The organism is Tardiphaga sp. 37S4 (assembly GCF_021044645.1).
GTDB classification, from domain to species: Bacteria; Pseudomonadota; Alphaproteobacteria; order Rhizobiales; family Xanthobacteraceae; genus Tardiphaga; species Tardiphaga robiniae.
In genome coordinates, this window is sequence record NZ_CP088008.1 from 3,880,476 (window position 1) to 3,898,394 (window position 17,919).

A 17,919-nucleotide genomic window follows, 5' to 3' on the forward strand; every position below is an offset into this window, starting at 1 on the left:
TGACGCCGGCACCCATGCCGGATCGGGGCCACGCCTGGTCCGTTCAACAGGGGACATGCTTCTTGCAGGATATCGACACCAGCACACGACATCTGGACGGGCTGCGCATCGTTGCGGCCAGCGCCGTCGTGATCCTGCATTATTCGGATTACATCAAGGAACTACCAATCGGTCGCTTCATGGTGGACCACACCTGGCACTTCAATCTGTTCGTCGATCTGTTCTTCGTTATCTCCGGCTTCGTCATTGCCAGCCAGTATCTGGCGAAAGTCGGCTCACCCGCCGCGGTCGGTCGCTTCCTTTGGCGGCGCCTCGCGCGGATCTATCCACTGCATCTGGCAACGCTGGCTTTCTATATCGTGATCGCACTGGCGCTTCATGCGGGCATCGCCAAGACCGACAACCCGGCACGTTATCCGTTCTCGGACCTGCCGGCGCAGTTCCTGCTGCTGCACGCCATCGATGGCGACCGGCTGACCTTCAATTTTCCGAGCTGGTCGCTGTCGGCAGAGTTCTTCTGCTACGTGCTGTTTCCGCTGATGGTGCTGACGATCGCGCGGAGCAGGACGGTGATTGTGGCCCTCGTCGTGCTGCCGCTGCTGGCCAACAGCATCTATGCCGTTGCCATGGGCACCGAGCCCTGGCCGGACTGGATCAACAAGGGCGGCGCCTTCCGCGCTTTGCCTGCCTTCAATCTCGGCATCGCCTGCTGGCTGTTTCGCGACCGGATTGCGCGGCTTCCGGCGATACCGGGCCTGCTGACCACGGCCCTCGTCCTGTTCCTGATCTTCGGCGCGCAGCTTCCGATCATGGCAGCATTGGCGGTCATCTATCTCATCGCGGTGCTCGCTATCCATCACGACCTCTCCGGCCAGACCACCCTGTTCTCGCGCCTTGGCTTCGAGCGCTGGTCGTCGCTGACCTATTCCTCCTACATGCTGCATATTCCGGTCGCGACCGTCGTCCTCACGCTGGCGGCACGCTTCCTTGCCCCCGTCATTCCCGGCGGCAAGCTCGCCCTGGTGCCGCTGGCCATCGCCATTCTTGCGGCCGCCAGTATTCTGTCCCTGCGCTATTTCGAGACGCCCATGCGGCGCGCGCTCAATGAGGCTTATGATCGCCATTTCAGCACGCGAATTGCCGCGGCGACGGTGCCAAGGCAGACGTGAACTGATGGTGGATGCAACGCAGACAATGTCCGGGACGGCGCGGCCGCTGGCTCAAGCGAGGACGGCCAGCCGGGATGTGGCCATCGACAGCATGCGCGGCCTCGCCATTCTGATGGTGATCGGCATCCATTCGCTGCAGCAACCGCTCGATGCATCGTGGAAGACCATGCTCGATGCGGCGCTGCGCCCCTGTGTGCCGATCTTCCTGTTCGCATCCGGCTATCTGACCGCGCTGTCGGGCCGCGTTCCACTCGGCAAGCGTGTGATGGCCGCATTGATCCCCTACGCCATCGCTTTCGCTGCGGCCTATCTCTACATGGCGTTGCAGAATCCGGCGATGGATCACCGCCCGACGACAACGGCTGCCCGCTTCGTGCTCGCTTACGTGTTCGTGTATTATTATGTCTTCGTCTATCTCGGCTGTACGCTCATGCTCTGGCTGACCCTGTGGTTTGCCCATCGTGATCCGACCCAAGCCAATGAGCGACTGCGCGTCGTCCTGATGCTCGCCCTCGTCTTCGGCCTGATTATCGGCAGCTATCTCGATCCCCTGCTGATCCAGCGCGGACTGTCCGATGGGCTGATCGAGGAAGTGCGCATGCGCGATATCCCATTCTGGTTCAGCTTCGTGGCCCTGGGAATGCTGGTCGCCGGATCGACGGCGCGGCTGGCCCTTCCGCGGATGCGCCTGACACTCACTGCCGCGGCACTGCTGGCCTATGTGATCTATGCGGCAGCGAGACTGCTCAAGATCGGCGACGCCGCCGATTATGATTCGATGGCGTTCTTCGGCTATGCCGCTGCGCTCTGCGTCCTGTTGCTCGCACTCGGCATCCGCGCGCCGGTCCTGGCCATGCTCGGGTCCGGCAGCTACTTCATCTATCTCTGGCATATTTTCATTGTCATGGCCTTGCGCGATCATGGCGGACTGCGCCAGTTCGGCCCGGTTGCGGGGACATTTCTGATGTATGCCATCACCGTCGCCTTGAGCCTCATCGCGTTGCTCGCCGTGCAGCGATGGGCGCCGCCGCGCGCAGTCCGCTGGCTCGGAGCCTGACCATGCTGCTGAAGCGCACGATCCTTTATCTTCCGGCCCAAATCGTCGGGCCGATGTTCCAGCTGATCGCGATGATCGTGTGGACCCATGTGGTCAACGAGCATACGCTGGGTGTGATCACGCTGATCACCGCGACGCATGAACTGCTGCAGATCGCGTTCCTCGCGTGGTGGTCACAATACGCGCTGCGTTTCTTCGGTCGTTATCAGGACGGCGAACAGGCCGAACGCTTCTATCGCACCGAGAATGTCGTCATTCTTGTTTCGCTGGTGCTGCAGAGCGCCGCCGTGATCGGCGTGCTCTATACGGTCATCGCGACTGACACCAACCCGGCGCTGCTCGGCGCCACAATCGCTTATGTCATCAGCCGCTCTCTCAATCTCTATATCGCCGAACGCGCCCGGGTCCGGCACCAGATCGGCGTCTACTCGATCCAGCAGATCGTCGGCCCGTCGATCGGCTTCATTCTCGGCCTGGTGCTCATCAAGCTGATCGGCCCGTCGCCGGAATGGCCGCTGCTGGGCTATGCCGCCGCGCAGCTCATTGCCGCTTTGGTCGTCCTGCCCCATATCGGCTACAGCCGCCGCCTGTGGCCGATCGATCGCGAGATCATTCGCCATGCGGTGAGCTACGGCATTCCGCTGATTATCGGTGGCGCGCTGGGCTGGGTCGGCCTCAATGCCTCGCGCTTCATCGTCAATGACATGCTCGGCGTCGCCGCCGCCGGCCTTTTTGCCGTTGGTTATGGTCTGGGCCAGCGCGCCGCGGCAGTGGCCGCGATGCTGGTGACGGCCGCGGCGTTCCCGCTGGCGGTCAAGAGCATGGAGCAAGGCGGCAGCAAGGCTGCGATGCGCCAGCTTGCCGACAACAGTGCGCTGCTGATCGGCATTCTGGCGCCGAGCATTGCGGGCATCTTCCTGCTACGGGCCGAGATCGTGCACCTACTGATCGCCACGCCGTTTCAACAGGTGACGCTGGCAATTCTGCCTCTCTCGGCCCTGGCCGGTTCGATCCGCAACATCCGCGCCCATTTCGGCGATCAGGTGTTTCTCCTGCACAGCAAGACCCAGCTGATGATCGTCGTCTCAAGCATCGACGCACTGGTGACGATCGTGGCGAGCTTCATCTGTATCCACTATTGGGGACTTGTCGGCGCGGCCGGCGCGACAGTGCTGTCCGCCATTGCCGCAGCGCTGGTCAGTTTCATCATCGGTTTTTCGAAATTCGGCCTGACCCTGCCCTGGGCGCATCTCGCCCGCATCGTCCTCGCAACTGGGGCCATGGCGGCACTGCTGACGCAACTGCCCGAAGCGCCCAACCATGTCTTGCTGGCAGCACATGTCGCCGCAGGCGCGGCGATCTACGTGTTGGTCCTTGCCATCCTTTACGGGCCGACGTTGCTTCGGATGCTGCGCCGGCAGCCGCAACTTTCGGAGCTCTAATGTCGTGAAATCGTCACGACCGTTTGGCGGTCTCCAGCGCACGGGCCATTGCGTACCACAGCGGCTTTTTCTGCATGTTCTCATCGAAGGGCAGCGGCCGTGGCAGTCGTTCTGCGAGAGGATTCTTCTTTCTCGCGGCGTCCGTATAGAATGAATAGTGATCGGACAGCTGCCACGCGATCACGGCCTTGACCGCCGGGACCTGTAGCACCGTCTCGAGGAATTTCCCGCCGGTCTCCGCAATCATCTTGTCGCGCGTGGCTACATCATCAGGGAACGTGTCGTCGCGGACATCGAATTCGGTGATGTAGATGTCGACCTTGCGTTCGGCGAGCGCGTGGACGAATTCGAGAAACCGCTGGGGATCATGCGGATAGCGCGGCTGCAAGTGGCCCTGCAGGCCGACGACATCAAGCCGGACACCGGCGTGCTGCAACTCATCGACCAGACGCAACAGTCCGGCGCGCACCGCGAGACCGACATCGTCATCGCGTTCCGCCTGTGCCTCATTGAGCACAAGTTTAGTCTTCTTATCCACAGCACCGGCCCGCGCGAAGGCGCGCCTGATATAATCAGTGCCAAAGGCATCGTACCACGGGCCAAGGCGATAGCCGCCGGGTGCCTTGTGACCGGGCCAGAACGGCTCATTCACGACGTCCCAAGACTGCAATTGGCCGGCATAGCGCCCGGCGACTTCATCGATATAACTATCGAAGAAGGCCTGTCGCTCGGAATTGCTCATGGACTTGATCCATTGCGGAACCCATTCGTTCCAGATCAGACAATGACCGCGCATGGGAATGCGATTGCTCGCACAAAATTGTAGCAATCGATCGGCGCTCTCGAATCGCTTCGGACCCGCCATCGGCGCAAGCGTGCCCATTTTCAGAGCGATGTCCGTCGTTATAATTTTCGTCTGTGTTGTGTAAAGCTCACGATATCCGACATCCTTGTCGATCACCGGCCCCGCAGCCGCGCCAAACATCAAACCATTTTTTGCCGCAATTGTACCAAGGCTCTGCATTTGATTCGCGCCGAGTGCATGTTGTTGCATAGCGACTGTCGCACCGGCGATGACTGCGAGCGACTTTCTCCTTGAACATTCGAACATATCCACTCTCCATCGATTCAAAATCGTGACTGCTATCTTTTCCATATTGCGCGACAGCATCGCCATCGTTGCGTCGCAATAGTTCGTTTTGATGTCCATGACGTCGGGGAGATGATTTTCGACTCACTTTTCTTTGCTGCATCGGCAGCAAGCAGGTGTGCACTTCGTTCAAGCGTACCTCGGCTACATCGTCATCAGGGGACCGACATGTCGAAGACGCAGGCGCCACACGCCAAAAATCTCACCGTTGACGGAGTCACCGTGAACGTTTCATCGCTCGACGAAGCCGTTTTATCGATCGTAGAAGCGGCCGAACGCGGCGATAACTTCAGTGTATGCACGCTCAATCTCGATCATGTCGTACATCTGCAACAAAAGCCCGATTTTCGCGCGGCTTACCGGCGCGCACGCTTCGTGACTGCGGATGGCTTTCCGATCGTCGTTCTCAGTCATCTGCTTGGCAAACCTATTTCACGAACAACCGGCGCTGATCTTGCTGCTCCTTTGTGCGAAGCTGCAGGCAAGAAAGGGCTTCCCATCTTTCTGTTCGGCTCCGACAGGCCAACGCTGGACAAGACCGCAGCGGAATTGCGCAAACGATATCAGGGCTTGCAGATCGTCGGCACCTTCGCGCCTGGTCGCAACTTCGAGGCCTATTCAGCGGAAGCCGATACAGCGATTGCACAGATCCGCGCATCCGGTGCAAAGCTCTGTTTCCTCGCGCTGGGCGCCCCGCGGCAGGAAGTGTTTGCGTCGCGCTGTATTGATGAGTTGGACGGGACGGGCTGCCTGTGTTTCGGCGCGGCGCTGGACTTCATCGCAGGTACACAAATTCGCGCACCGATGTTCACCCAACGTGCCGGTCTCGAATGGGCCTGGCGCATGTTGCGGGATCCGCGCCGCCTTGCGCCCCGTTACGCACGCTGCGCTGCCGCCGTGCCACGTTTGATCGCCAGTACGCTTCCACAAATCCTGAACGCTCGCATTAGGAAAGCCGCATGACCTCGACACTCACTCTGGGTCTTCGCGCCCGGAACGCCGCGCCGGCCAAGCAACGCTACCAGATCTGCCTCATCCACCCCTTCGATCCGCGCGGCCAAAAGGTGGGTGGGCTAGAGACCTATATCCGCGACTTCATCACCTTCCATCCCACGGACACGGACATCCTGTTCGTTGGCGTGGATTCGATCGGCGACCTCAAGCTCGGCGAAGTGCGACGGCTGACTTTCCGCGGGCGCGACTTCGACTTTCTCCCGATCCTGCACTATTCCGACCAGCAGGCCCGAGAGGCCGCGCGCACCATCCGCTCATCACTCACCGGCCAGTTCTTCATGGCGTTACTGCGCTATTTCGGACCGGTGTCGCGCTTGATCCGCGAGCGCGGCTGCACGGTTGATCTGCGCCGCGTCGAATTTTCCTGGCTGCCGACGCTGCTGCGCCGCCCCTTCATCCAGATGCTGCATGGCGAGGGCGCGCCGAAGCTGCAGATGGATTCGCTCCTCAAGAAGTATTCGTTCGTGCACAATATCGGCGAGCGTTTCGCGGTCACGACCAGCGCAAAATTTCTGTGCGTGAATCCGTTCATCACCGAACGGCTGCAAAAGACCTATCCCGGCCAGAGCGGCAAGATCGATACGCTATGGACCTGGGTCAACACCGACATCTTCAAGCCACAGCCATTTCCGGCGATGACCGAGCCGTTCCGAATCATCTTCGCGGGACGCCTTGACGAGTTCAAGGATCCGCCGTTGATGTTCAGCACCATCGCCCGCCTGCGCGAGCGGCTGCATGGCCATCTCGAATTCCATTATATCGGGACCAGCGATCCGCATCGCTTTGCCGAATTCGCCGCGATCGAAGACATCACGATCCGGCACGGCTTCAAGGACGCTGTCGGCATGGCCGCAACACTGGCCAATGCCCATGCAGGCATCCTGACGTCGGAATTCGAGGGCATGCCGCGTTGCGTGCTCGAGACGCTTGCGGTCGGCCGCCCGGTCGTCGCCGTGCACCTGCCGCAGCTGGAATCGGTGATCCATGATGGCGAAAGTGGCTACCTGATTTCACGTAGCGCGTCGCGCGACGAGATGATCGAGAACCTGGCCCAACGTTTCCTCGATACCCGCGATGCGATCGGCACAGGCGAAATCAACCCGGTGCAGGTTGCCAGCGCGATCGATAATTTCACACCAGCAACACAGCTGGCGCGCGTCTTTACCTATCACCAGGACATCCAGAATGCGCGCAACATGACGATGACGCCCTCCGCGGCACACTGAGGTTATTTGTGAATATCCTGTTGCTATCGAGCGAATATGCTCCCGCACGCGGCGGGATAGGCACCTACGCCCACGAGATCGCATTGGCCGCAACGCAGCTCGGCGCGCGGGTGACGCTGGTCGCTCCCGATTACGCACAGGATATGTCAGCCGACGATCGCGCCATGCCCTTCGCAATCCACCGCTTCAGCGGCGGATTGCATTCGGCGCGCGATCTGCCCGCCAAGATCATGCTGGCGCGCAGCCGGATCGGTACGGCTCCGTTCGATGTGGTGCATGCCGCCGACTGGCCCTTCTTCATTCCGGTCGCACTCGCGCGCGGCCGCACGCCGGCGCGGATGCTGATGACTGTGCACGGTACAGAGATTAATGAGACGCAGACGCCACTGAAGCGACTGGCGATCCGCTTCAGTGGCGTGTTCGGGCCACGCACCGAGGTCGCTGCCAATAGCAACTTCACACGCGAGCTGTTTCGCAAGAGATTCACGATCGACGAACGCCGCATCCATGCCATTCGCCTGGGCGTCTCCGATTTCTGGTCCGGCCGGCGTAGCGACCGCGCTGCCACACGCGCGATCTATGACATTGCGCCCGACCGGATCGTCATGGTCACCGTGGCGCGGCTCACGCGGCGCAAGGGACACCACCTCACGCTCGCCGCACTGGCGCAGCTTCCTGACGAATTACGTCAGCGCGTCACCTGGCTGGTCATCGGTCCGCAGGGAGAGGCTGACTATGTCGATGAGCTTCGCGGCATGATCGCCGCGTCGGACTGCGACGTCAGGCTGCTCGGCGCGCTATCGAATGAAGAAATTCGCGACATCTACGGTGCGGCGGACTTCTTTTGTCTGACCGGTGTGCCGGATTCGTCCGGCCGCGTCGAAGGCTTCGGTCTCGTCTATCTCGAGGCCGGTGCCACGGGCCTGCCGAGCGTGGCGAGCAATATCGGAGGTGTGCCCGATGCGGTGCTCGCCGGCCAGTCTGGCCTTCTGGTCGCCCCCCGCGTCGACATGATCGCCCATGTGATCCGGCAATTGGCCGAGGACGATGAGCTGCGGGCGCGCCTCGGCGCTGGCGCCGCCGCACATGCGCGAGATCTGTCGTGGGAACGCTGTGCCGCGGAAACCTATGGTTTGAAGCGGCCATCGCCGTCCGAGGATGCCTTGCAGACGGGATCGGAGCTGAGGGCATCGGCATGAAACAGCTCGCTGCCATCATCACACTGCTCGTACTCACCGCAAGCACCGCGCATGCCGATAATTGCAACAAGAGCCGGGAATATCTGCTCGGCGGTCTTGCAGGCGATCTCACCATGCCGCCACAGGCCTATGAAGGCCTGTTCAAGGTCTGCACAGCGACGGCGACGATGCCGAACGTCAAAGATGCCTACATCCTGAAGGATGGGGCCATCGCGGTGATTCCGAAACAGGACACGGTGGCCGCCACCGCGGCGACGCTGTCGCGATTCTGCGACGCCAACCCCAGAGCCACGCTACGCTTCATCTCCGCCAAGGAGCTCGTGCTAACGAAATCGACATCGGGCATTGTGCAGATGTCGTCAGGCTCCGCAACATCGTGTAAGAAGATCAAGGGTCTCACCTGAGCCAGAGGGAAATGCCGCCATGCTGAAGCGCATCTTTCGCTCCTCGTCCGAGACATTCCGAACACGCTCCCCGGAACGCGACCGCATCACCGATGAACGGCTGGTTCTTGCCATTGCGGCGACCATCGACTCCGGCCTGCGCAGCGCAGAATATGAGCATGACGGCCTGAAGCGTCGACTGGAAGACGTCATCTCCATCGCCGCAATTGTCGGCGGTAACGAGATCGAGGACGTCAACAGCCAGTCGGACCCGCGGGCGGAACTCCTGCAGAAATCGGATGACGAGATTCGCATCGGCGAAGCACGGCTGCGGACGCTCGAGACCAATATCGAGCATTTCAGATCGCTGAAGCGGGACCTGAGACGGCGTTTCCCAGGCATCAATCTCGATGCCGCCGAGCCGGCGCCGAAATAGCGGTTTTCCACCGGTCAAGACCAGCCGATCAAGATTCGGCCAATCAGCACGCCATGCGCGGGCCAGTGACGCCACGACACCCTTCAGGATGATCGATGCCTCGTAGCCGAGTTCGATGCGATCAGGCATACTGATCGTATAAATGTTATCCCTCACCTCGTCGCCGGCCGCCACCCGTACCGTGATCGGCCCCGCCTGCCTCAATCCCGCCCCAGGGCTTCGCCCAAGGGGCGACCGGAGTATCTGCTTCCATGACTGATCGCGCCGACGCCATTGCCGCCAGGATCGAGACCTTCATTCGCGCCGAAGTCATCCCCTATGAGAAAGATCCGCGGACAGGTGCTCACGGCCCGAGCGACGAACTGGTGCAAGAGCTGCGCGACAAAGCCCGCAAGTCCGGCGTGTTGACCCCGCACATTCTTGCGGATGGGTCGCATCTGACGCAGCGCGAAACGGCAAAGGCCCTGATCAAATCCGGTCTTTCGCCGCTGGGTCCGCTTGCCTGCAACACGATGGCGCCCGATGAGGGCAATATGTATCTGCTCGGCAAGGTCGGCACAGCCGAACAGAAGACGCGTTTTCTGGAACCGCTGGTGTCGGGCAAAGCACGTTCGGCATTCTTCATGACCGAGCCGGCAGACGAAGGCGGCGCCGGCTCCGATCCGTCGATGATGCGGACCACCTGCAGGCTCGATGGCAATCACTGGGTCATCAACGGGCGGAAGAAGTTCATCACCGGCGCGGAAGGCGCCAAGGTCGGTATCGTCATGGCGAAGTCCGATGACGGCGCCTGCATGTTCCTCGTCGATCTGCCCGATCCTGCGATCCGCACCCTGCGCGTGCTGGATACGATCGACAATTCGATGCCCGGCGGCCATGCAGAGATCGAGATCGAAAACCTGCGTGTCCCGGCAGACCAGATGCTTGGCGCGTCAGGCGACGGTTTCAAATACGCACAGATCCGCCTCAGCCCGGCGCGCCTGTCGCATTGCATGCGTTGGCTGGGTCTTGCGATCCGCGCCAACGAGATCGCGACCGACTATGCCTGTCGTCGCCATGCATTCGGAAAGGCCCTGATCGATCATGAAGGCGTCGGCTTCATGCTGGCGGAAAACCTGATCGACATCAAACAGTCGGAACTGATGATCGACTGGTGCGCCGACGTGCTCGACACCGGCTCGCTCGGCACGGCCGAAAGCTCGATGGCCAAGGTCGCCGTATCGGAAGCGCTGATGCGGATCGCCGACCGTTGCGTGCAGGTGATGGGCGGCACCGGCGTTTCCGGCGAAACCATCGTCGAACAGGCCTTCCGCGAGATCCGCGCCTTCCGCATCTATGACGGCCCGACCGAAGTCCACAAATGGTCGCTCGCCAAGAAGATCAAGCGCGACTGGAAGACGGAACAGCAATGACGCGCACGGCAAAAGCCGTCGCTGTTTGATCGAGCGCTGCGACCATTCAGGGATGGCGTCAGGAGGTCGATGGCCATCCTGAGGCGGCGCGCGGGCGCCGAAATTGCCAGACGCCTCGCTTGAGACAGCCCCCCATCAGCAACCCTGCCCTGAAACTGCTGACCGACAGGTCAATGACGTTCTCTCGTACAAGCCATTCCGAGAAAAACTCTCCTGCATTCACCGCGGTACCAGCAGGCTTCTTCCGAACATGACGCCATCGCGTCTACGTGCTGGACGCTTTGCTTGATTTCCTGAAGTGTAGTTGCAACTTCTCCAAAGCGCACACTTATGCCGCATCAGCAGGCACCGAAGAGACATATCATGAAGACAGCAAGATTTCTGCACGTCGGCGCGCTCGCATTGGGCTTTGTCGCGGCGACTATGCAAGGCGTTCGCGCCGAGACGGCCCAGCTCCGCATCGCGCAGCAGTTCGGGATCGCCTATCTCCCGCTCATCGTCGCGAGCGAACGAGGCTTGATCGAGGACGAGGCCAAGGCGCTTGGCATCACACCGCCGAAGATCGAATGGCTGCGACTCTCGGGCGCCGCATCGATGAATGAAGCTCTGATTTCCGGCGGGCTGGATTTCGCCACCGCTGGCATCACGCCGATGATCCTGACCTGGGACAAGACGCGGACCACCGCCAAGATCATCGGCGTCGCCGCCTTGGGATCGATGGCCAATATCCTGACCACCAACAACCCGAACATCAAGACACTCGCCGACTTCACCGAGAAGGACCGCATCGCGCTGCCGTCAGTCAAGGTCGGCTTCCAGCCGATCGTGCTGCAGATGGCCGCCGACAAGGCGTTCGGCAAATACGACAAGCTCGACGAACTCACCGTCAGCATGCCGCATCCGGACGCAACGGCGCAGATCCTGTCGGGTCGCTCCGAGATCACGGCACACTTCACCTCGCCGCCGTTCTCGCAACAGCAACTCGCCAGCGGAAAAGTGCACCAGGTGCTGAACAGCTACGATGTGCTCGGCGGCCCGCATACATTCAACGTGGTTTATGCAACCACCAAATTCGTGAACGACAATCCGAAGACGATCCAGGCCTTCGTGCGCGGCCTCGACCGCGCCAATGACTGGATCAAGGCCAATCCGAAGGAAGCCACTGCGCTTTACATCAAGGCGGAAAACTCGAAGCTTACGCCTGATTTCGTCGAGAGCATCATCCGCGACAAGAACATCAACTTCACCACGATTCCCGAAGGTGCGCAGAAATTCGCCGACTTCGAAGCCAAGGTCGGCCTCATCAAGCAATCACCGGCGTCGTGGCGGGATCTGTTCTGGTCCGGCCTGGGCGAAAAGCCGGGAAGCTGACGTGAACGTCGCGCCGCGATCGGCTGACTTCATCGGTGACGCCGTAACGGCGCCGCTGCTGGCGCTGGATCATGTCAGTATCAGCTATCCCACCCGCGACGGCATCCTCACGGCTGTCGAGGATGTCAGCTTCACACTCTCGGCCAGCGAGCGGCTGGTGCTGCTCGGCCCGTCCGGCTGCGGCAAGTCCACGCTGCTGCGTACTGTCGGCGGTTTTTTGAAGCCCAGCACCGGCGAGATCCGGCTACACGGGCGGCGCATCGATGCGCCTGGCCCCGATCGTATGACGGTGTTTCAGGAGTTCGACCAGTTGCTGCCGTGGCGCACGGTGCTGGGCAATGTCCGTTACGCGCTGGAGCGCGGCAAGTCGCTGCCGCGCCGGCAGGCGGAGGATGTCGCGCGTCATTGGCTCAGCCGCGTCGGGCTGAAGAATTTCGTCGATGCCTATCCGCATACGCTGTCCGGCGGCATGAAGCAGCGCGTCGCCATCGCCCGTGCCTTCGCGCTCGAGCCGGCGCTGCTGCTGATGGACGAACCGTTCGCTGCACTGGATGCGCTGACGCGTCGACAGATGCAGGACGAACTGCTTAAGCTGTGCGAGGAGACCGGGAGCACGGCGCTATTCGTCACCCATGGCATCGACGAGGCGATCCGCGTCGGCACCCGCATCCTCGCACTGACGCCGCATCCCGGCCGGCTGGCCGCGACATTCGACGTGCCGCCCGACACCCGCATCCGCGGCACCGCGCGCTTCGCCGAGCTGGAACGACAGATCCAGCAGAGCGTGTTCGCCGATCCGGAAACCGAACATGTCTGATATTGCTGCGCCGAAACTGGTGCGCGCGCCCGCTTTGCGGCGCGCGTTCGATAGTACGCCGTGGCGCCGCGCCGTGATCCTCGCGGGCTTTGCGCTGATCTGGGAGCTTTATGCGCGCTGGCTCGACAACGCGCTGCTGCTGCCGACCATGGGCGCGACGTTGTCGGCGCTGTGGGCGGCTATCGTTTCCGGTGAACTGCCGGACCGCACCCTGACGTCGCTGCGCGTCCTGATCACCGGCTATGCACTGGGTGTCGCCGTCGCCGCGGCGCTCACGACCCTCGCCGCGCTGTCACGCTGGGGCAACGAAGCGCTCGGGCTGCTGACATCCATGTTCAATCCGCTTCCCGCCATCGCGCTGCTGCCGGTTGCGCTGCTGTGGTTCGGCATCGGCACGCCGAGCCTGATCTTCGTCATCGTCCATTCGGTACTGTGGCCGGTGGCGCTGGCCTGCTATGGCGGCTTCCTCGCCGTGCCGCCGACGCTGCGGATGGCTGGCCGCAATCTCGGCCTGTCCGGCGGCCGCTTTGTCGTGGAGATCCTGGTGCCTGCGGCATTTCCGCAGATCCTGTCGGGCCTGCGGATCGGCTGGGCCTTCGCATGGCGAACGCTGATCGCTGCCGAACTCGTATTCGGCGTCAGTGCCCGTTCCGGCGGCCTCGGCTGGTTCATCTACACCAGCCGTGCACAGTTGGAGACGGCCAGCGTGTTCGCGGGACTGCTCACGGTCATCCTGATCGGCCTCGTCGTCGAAGGGGTCATCTTTCGCACATTGACGCGGATCACGGTGCAGCGCTGGGACCAGGAGCAGGCCTGAACAAGCAATCCACTGCGGCAATACCGGAAGCACAACGTTCTCCGGATGGCGGCATTGTGCAGAGCGATCAACCCATGATCGTCCTGGTTTTTGGAATTCCCCAGATCGCCTGCTTGGGACTCTAATGCGTCATCAGTGATGGTGCTTTTCACGCCCCAATGCAGGACAACGACAATGCATGCCAGACGAATGATCTTGAAAGCCGCCATTGCCATGGGTCTCGGCGTGGCTGTCGTCTCCGCTCCCGCGCTGATCGGTTCCGGATCAGCACACGCGCAGGAGAAGACCGTCCGGATTGGCTTCCAGAAATACGGCAAGCTGGTTCTGCTGAAGAGCAAAGGCAGCCTTGAGCCACGCCTGAAGGCACTTGGCTGGAACATCAAGTGGACGGAGTTTTCGGCAGGCCCCGCGCTGCTGGAAGCGATCAATGTCGGTGCGCTCGATTTCGGCAACACCGGCGAGGCGCCGCCGATCTTCGCGCAGGCCGCCGGCGCACCGATCCGCTATGTCGCCTACGAGCCGCCAGCGCCCAAGGGCGAAGCGATCCTGGTGCCGAAAGGCAGTCCGATCAAATCGGTCGCCGAGCTGAAGGGGAAAAAGGTCGCGCTCAACAAGGGCTCCAACGTTCACTATCTCCTCGTCAAGGCGCTGGAGAAAGCCAATGTCAAATATTCCGACATCACCCCGGTGTTCCTGGCGCCGGCCGACGCGCGCGCGGCGTTCGAGCGCGGAGCCGTGGATGCCTGGGTGATCTGGGACCCGTTCCAGGCGGCCGCCGAAGCCGCGATCGAGGCGACGGTTCTCGCCGACGGCACCGATACGGTTTCGAACTACCAGTTCTATCTGTCATCGCAGAAATTCCTGGAATCGGATCCCAAGGTGGTCGATGCGATTCTCGAAGGCCTGCGGGAAGTCGACGACTGGGCCAAGACAGACATCAAGGCTGTAGCCGAACAGCTGAGCCCCTCGGTTGGCCTGCCGGTTCCCGTCCTGGAGGTCGCGCTCAAGCGGCAGGCCTACGGGATCAAACCGATCGATCGCAAGGTCATCACCGAGCAGCAGCAACTGGCCGATACGTTTCTCGCACTCGGACTGATCCCGAAAGCCATTGCCGTAGCCGACGCCGCCGGGACACCCGCACCATGACCGCGGTCGACGACGTTCTCAAGATCCTCTGGTTCCTGCCGACCAGCGGCGACGGCCACTATCTCGGAACCACGGCCGGTGCGCGCGAGGTCGATTTCGACTATCTGCGGCAGATTGCGCGTGCTGCGGACAAGCTCGGCTATTACGGGGCCCTGCTCCCGACCGGGCGCAATTGCGAAGACTCCTGGGTCATCGCATCGGCCATCGCGCCGTGGACGGAACGATTGCGCTATCTCGTCGCCGTGCGCCCCGGACTGCAGTCGCCCACAGTAGCAGCGCGCATGACTGCCACGCTGGATCGCCTGACCAACGGACGATTGCTCATCAACATCGTGACGGGCGGCGATGCCGTCGAGAACAAGGGCGATGGCGTCTTCCTCGATCACGACGAACGCTATGAAGTCACCCGCGAGTTTCTGAATGTTTACGCGCGGGAGCTCGCCGGCGATGCCGTCACTGTCGCGGGCAAGCACATCACGGTCGAAGACGGTCGTATCCTCTATCCACCGATCCAGACACCTCATCCGCCGTTCTATTTTGGCGGTTCGTCGGATGCCGGCATCGATGTCGCCGTCGATACCGTCGACAAATACCTGACCTGGGGCGAGCCCCCGGCCCAGGTCGCGGAGAAGATCGCACGCGTGCGCGGGATTGCCGAGCAGCGCGGCCGCAAGATCACGTTCGGCATTCGGCTGCATGTCATCGTCCGCCATACCAACGAGGCCGCATGGAAGGCCGCCGACGAACTGATCGAGCATCTTACCGACGACACGATCGCATCCGCGCAGCAAATTCTCGGGCGAATGGATTCCGTCGGCCAGCAGCGCATGTCGCAATTGCACGGCGGCCGGCGCGACCGGCTCGAGGTCAGCCCGAATCTGTGGGCCGGCGTTGGCCTTGTGCGCGGCGGCGCCGGCACGGCGCTGGTCGGCGATCCCGCCACCGTCGCCGCACGCATCCGCGAATATCAGGACCTCGGCATCGATACGTTCATCCTGTCCGGCTATCCGCATCTCGAAGAGGCCTATCGCTTTGCCGAACTGGTGTTTCCGCTGCTGTCGCTGCAACAAACCAGCAATGTCCGGCAGTTCCGCGCCAATACCGGACCGTTCGGAGAACCGCTCGCCGATCACCGCCGGACGACAGCAAAAGTTTGACGCGCCGCCGGTCTTGATCCCAGCGGTGCAATGACGCCGCGGCATCTGGAGGACACCACATGACCAAGCAGATTCGCCTCAACGCGTTCGCCATGAACTGCGTGGCGCACCAGTCGCCCGGCCTGTGGACGCATCCCGACGATCGCTCCGGCGACTATAATCGCCTGCCCTACTGGCTCGATCTCGCGCGAACGCTGGAACGCGGACGGTTCGACGGACTGTTCCTTGCAGATGTGCTCGGCGTCTACGACGTGTTCGGCGGCAATCCGGACGCGGCATTGCGCAATGCCGCACAGGTGCCGGTCAACGACCCGCTACTGCTGGTGTCGGCGATGGCCGCCGTCACCGAGAATCTCGGCTTCGGCGTGACCTGTACGCTGTCTTACGAGCCGCCCTATCCATTCGCGCGCCGGATGTCGACCCTCGATCACCTCACCGATGGCCGTATCGGCTGGAACATCGTTACCGGCTATCTCGACAGCGCCGCCAAGGGCATGGGCAAGGCCAGCCAGAACGCCCATGACGACCGCTACAACGTCGCCGAAGAATACATGGAAGTCGTCTACAAGCTGTGGGAAGGCAGCTGGGAAGACGACGCCGTACAGCGCGACAAGGCGCGCGGCATTTTCACCGAGCCGTCGCGCGTTCACCGCGTCCAGCATTATGGCGAGAACTATACGCTCGACGCCATCCATCTCTCCGAACCGTCACCGCAACGAACGCCGGTGCTGTATCAGGCCGGAACGTCGCTGCGCGGAAAACTGTTCGCCGCGCAACACGCCGAATGCGTGTTCATGTCCGGTCCGTCCGCGAAGGTGATCGCGCCGCGCGTCGCTGCGATCCGCGCGCTTACGGCAGAGACCGGGCGCGCCCCGTCGGAAATCCTGATGTTCAGCATGATGACGGTGATCCTAGGCCGCACCGAGGAGGAAGCCGCCGCGAAGCATGCGGAGTATCGTCGCTACATCAACCATGAGGGCGCCCTGACGCTGATGTCCGGCTGGACCGGCGTCGATTTCTCGACCTATGACCTCGACCAGAAGGTGGAGCACGTCCACAACGAGGCCGGCCGCACCGCGATGGACAACATCACCCGCGCCGATCCCGATCGCACCTGGACGGTACGCGAAGTCGCCGAGCATGTCGGCATCGGGGGCATCGGGCCAATCGTGGTCGGAACGCCCGAACAGGTGGCTAACGCTATCGAGGACTGGGTCGCGCAGACCGACGTCGATGGCCTGAACCTCGCCTTCGCGATCTCGCCAGGAAGCTTCGAGGACATCGTCGATCTGCTGGTTCCGGAACTGACCCGACGCGGCATCTACAAGAGTGCCTATACGCCCGGCACGCTTCGCGAAAAACTGTTCGGTGCCGGTCGCGCACGGCTGCAGGCGCCGCATCCAGCCTCGTCGTTCCGCCCCGCGCTGCCATCCGCTATCGCCGCGGAGTAACGACCCGAACAACGCGACGTCGGCCTTCCGCTCGGGCTGGCACCAAACAGCAGAGGGATCGACGCATGCGGGGCGCTCTGATCATTCCGGGCCTTCACGGCTCGCCGGACGGCCACTGGCAGACCCTGTTGCAGAGCCATACGCCGTTTGCGCGCCGCGTCGAGCAGGACGACTGGGACGCACCTGTGCTCGATCGCTGGGTGGAGCGACTTCTGTCGAGCGCAGATGCCAATCCCGGCGCGATCGCAGTCGCCCACAGCCTCGGCTGTATCCTCATTGCCCATGCAGCGCTGCGGGTGCCGGACATCAAAATCGGCGGCGCACTTCTGGTCGCACCGGCCGATGTGGAAACGAACACCGACGCATTCCCGCAACTGCGCAACTTTGCACCGATGCCGACGACATCCCTGCCGTTTCCGAGCATCGTCGTCGCCAGCAGCAACGATCCCTTCATGTCGCTGCAACGGGCGCGCATGCTGGCCGAGAGCTGGGGCTCGGACTTCGTCAACATGGGCGATGCCGGCCACATCAATATCGCGTCGGGCTATGGCGCGTGGCCGGCCGCGCACGGCCTGGTCGATGCGCTGGTAGCAAAAGCCGAGACGCCACCGCACCCACAACGGCCATCCCGAGACCGCACGACCGGCAAACGGGTGCCGGCGTCGTAGAGTG

General features: G+C 62.2%; 17 protein-coding genes. 16 read left to right on the forward strand and 1 reads right to left on the reverse strand.

Annotated features, from left to right (window positions below):
* Positions 1-62 precede the first annotated feature (62 nt).
* Genes LPB73_RS18465 through LPB73_RS18475 form a run of 3 tightly spaced genes read left to right on the forward strand, consistent with a single transcriptional unit; the run spans position 63 to position 3,668 of the window.
* Positions 63-1,169: an acyltransferase family protein gene (locus LPB73_RS18465; RefSeq protein WP_231077793.1), complete on the forward strand. Its 1,107-nt coding sequence runs from the start codon at positions 63-65 to the stop codon at positions 1,167-1,169.
* 4 nt (positions 1,170-1,173) lie between these two features.
* The gene (locus tag LPB73_RS18470) at positions 1,174-2,226 is read left to right on the forward strand and encodes an acyltransferase family protein (RefSeq protein ID WP_231077794.1); all 1,053 of its coding nucleotides are present in this window, start codon (positions 1,174-1,176) and stop codon (positions 2,224-2,226) included.
* A gap of 2 nt (positions 2,227-2,228) precedes the next feature.
* Positions 2,229-3,668: a polysaccharide biosynthesis C-terminal domain-containing protein gene (locus LPB73_RS18475; RefSeq protein WP_231077795.1), complete on the forward strand. Its 1,440-nt coding sequence runs from the start codon at positions 2,229-2,231 to the stop codon at positions 3,666-3,668.
* Between the two features lie 13 nt (positions 3,669-3,681).
* Here LPB73_RS18475 and LPB73_RS18480 read toward each other — a convergent pair whose 3' ends face one another.
* The gene (locus LPB73_RS18480) at positions 3,682-4,878 is read right to left on the reverse strand and encodes an endo-1,4-beta-xylanase (RefSeq protein ID WP_231077796.1); all 1,197 of its coding nucleotides are present in this window, start codon (positions 4,876-4,878) and stop codon (positions 3,682-3,684) included.
* 108 nt (positions 4,879-4,986) lie between these two features.
* On the opposite strand from LPB73_RS18480, the gene LPB73_RS18485 reads away from it, so the two are divergent.
* From LPB73_RS18485 to LPB73_RS18545, 13 genes are all read left to right on the forward strand, one after another.
* On the forward strand, positions 4,987-5,781 hold the full coding sequence (locus tag LPB73_RS18485; protein WP_231077797.1) for a WecB/TagA/CpsF family glycosyltransferase: 795 nt from the start codon (positions 4,987-4,989) through the stop codon (positions 5,779-5,781).
* A complete protein-coding gene (locus LPB73_RS18490; RefSeq protein ID WP_231077798.1) occupies positions 5,778-7,058 on the forward strand; it encodes a glycosyltransferase in 1,281 nt (426 codons plus the stop codon). Before LPB73_RS18485 ends, LPB73_RS18490 begins: the two co-directional genes overlap by 4 nt.
* An 8-nt stretch (positions 7,059-7,066) precedes the next feature.
* Entirely contained in the window at positions 7,067-8,257 is a 1,191-nt protein-coding gene (locus LPB73_RS18495) for a glycosyltransferase family 4 protein (RefSeq protein WP_175366898.1), read from the forward strand.
* On the forward strand, positions 8,254-8,661 hold the full coding sequence (locus LPB73_RS18500; protein WP_231077799.1) for a hypothetical protein: 408 nt from the start codon (positions 8,254-8,256) through the stop codon (positions 8,659-8,661). Before LPB73_RS18495 ends, LPB73_RS18500 begins: the two co-directional genes overlap by 4 nt.
* A gap of 19 nt (positions 8,662-8,680) precedes the next feature.
* Entirely contained in the window at positions 8,681-9,076 is a 396-nt protein-coding gene (locus LPB73_RS18505) for a hypothetical protein (RefSeq protein WP_175366900.1), read from the forward strand.
* A gap of 251 nt (positions 9,077-9,327) precedes the next feature.
* Positions 9,328-10,488 carry an acyl-CoA dehydrogenase family protein gene (locus LPB73_RS18510; protein WP_231077800.1) on the forward strand — a complete coding sequence of 387 codons (1,161 nt, stop codon included), beginning with the start codon at positions 9,328-9,330 and terminating at the stop codon, positions 10,486-10,488.
* 363 nt (positions 10,489-10,851) lie between these two features.
* On the forward strand, positions 10,852-11,859 hold the full coding sequence (locus LPB73_RS18515; RefSeq protein WP_231077801.1) for an ABC transporter substrate-binding protein: 1,008 nt from the start codon (positions 10,852-10,854) through the stop codon (positions 11,857-11,859).
* A gap of 1 nt (position 11,860) precedes the next feature.
* Positions 11,861-12,676, forward strand: a complete 816-nt coding sequence (locus LPB73_RS18520) for an ABC transporter ATP-binding protein (RefSeq protein ID WP_175366902.1) — start codon at positions 11,861-11,863, stop codon at positions 12,674-12,676.
* On the forward strand, positions 12,669-13,493 hold the full coding sequence (locus tag LPB73_RS18525) for an ABC transporter permease (RefSeq protein ID WP_231077802.1): 825 nt from the start codon (positions 12,669-12,671) through the stop codon (positions 13,491-13,493). The genes LPB73_RS18520 and LPB73_RS18525 overlap by 8 nt, the downstream gene beginning before the upstream one ends.
* Positions 13,494-13,667: 174 nt before the next feature.
* Positions 13,668-14,639: a sulfonate ABC transporter substrate-binding protein gene (locus LPB73_RS18530; protein ID WP_414716805.1), complete on the forward strand. Its 972-nt coding sequence runs from the start codon at positions 13,668-13,670 to the stop codon at positions 14,637-14,639.
* The gene (ssuD, locus tag LPB73_RS18535) at positions 14,636-15,796 is read left to right on the forward strand and encodes an FMNH2-dependent alkanesulfonate monooxygenase (RefSeq protein ID WP_231077803.1); all 1,161 of its coding nucleotides are present in this window, start codon (positions 14,636-14,638) and stop codon (positions 15,794-15,796) included. Before LPB73_RS18530 ends, ssuD begins: the two co-directional genes overlap by 4 nt.
* A 59-nt stretch (positions 15,797-15,855) precedes the next feature.
* Positions 15,856-17,247, forward strand: coding sequence for an LLM class flavin-dependent oxidoreductase (locus LPB73_RS18540; RefSeq protein WP_231077804.1), 1,392 nt, complete (start codon positions 15,856-15,858; stop codon positions 17,245-17,247).
* A 65-nt stretch (positions 17,248-17,312) separates the two neighbouring features.
* A complete protein-coding gene (locus LPB73_RS18545) occupies positions 17,313-17,915 on the forward strand; it encodes an RBBP9/YdeN family alpha/beta hydrolase (RefSeq protein WP_231077805.1) in 603 nt (200 codons plus the stop codon).
* Positions 17,916-17,919 lie beyond the last annotated feature (4 nt).

Bases quoted from the DNA above. Each gene is read 5' to 3' on its own strand.
- LPB73_RS18540 (WP_231077804.1), top strand. From the start codon at position 15,856: ATGACCAAGCAGATTCGCCTCAACGCGTTCGCCATGAACTGCGTGGCG.
- LPB73_RS18530 (WP_414716805.1), top strand. From the start codon at position 13,668: ATGCATGCCAGACGAATGATCTTGAAAGCCGCCATTGCCATGGGTCTC.
- LPB73_RS18525 (WP_231077802.1), top strand. From the start codon at position 12,669: ATGTCTGATATTGCTGCGCCGAAACTGGTGCGCGCGCCCGCTTTGCGG.
- LPB73_RS18475 (WP_231077795.1), top strand. From the start codon at position 2,229: ATGCTGCTGAAGCGCACGATCCTTTATCTTCCGGCCCAAATCGTCGGG.
- ssuD (WP_231077803.1), top strand. From the start codon at position 14,636: ATGACCGCGGTCGACGACGTTCTCAAGATCCTCTGGTTCCTGCCGACC.
- LPB73_RS18470 (WP_231077794.1), top strand. From the start codon at position 1,174: ATGGTGGATGCAACGCAGACAATGTCCGGGACGGCGCGGCCGCTGGCT.
- LPB73_RS18515 (WP_231077801.1), top strand. From the start codon at position 10,852: ATGAAGACAGCAAGATTTCTGCACGTCGGCGCGCTCGCATTGGGCTTT.
- LPB73_RS18485 (WP_231077797.1), top strand. From the start codon at position 4,987: ATGTCGAAGACGCAGGCGCCACACGCCAAAAATCTCACCGTTGACGGA.
- LPB73_RS18500 (WP_231077799.1), top strand. From the start codon at position 8,254: ATGAAACAGCTCGCTGCCATCATCACACTGCTCGTACTCACCGCAAGC.
- LPB73_RS18505 (WP_175366900.1), top strand. From the start codon at position 8,681: ATGCTGAAGCGCATCTTTCGCTCCTCGTCCGAGACATTCCGAACACGC.
- LPB73_RS18545 (WP_231077805.1), top strand. From the start codon at position 17,313: ATGCGGGGCGCTCTGATCATTCCGGGCCTTCACGGCTCGCCGGACGGC.
- LPB73_RS18490 (WP_231077798.1), top strand. From the start codon at position 5,778: ATGACCTCGACACTCACTCTGGGTCTTCGCGCCCGGAACGCCGCGCCG.
- LPB73_RS18510 (WP_231077800.1), top strand. From the start codon at position 9,328: ATGACTGATCGCGCCGACGCCATTGCCGCCAGGATCGAGACCTTCATT.
- LPB73_RS18480 (WP_231077796.1), bottom strand. From the start codon at position 4,878: ATGGACATCAAAACGAACTATTGCGACGCAACGATGGCGATGCTGTCG.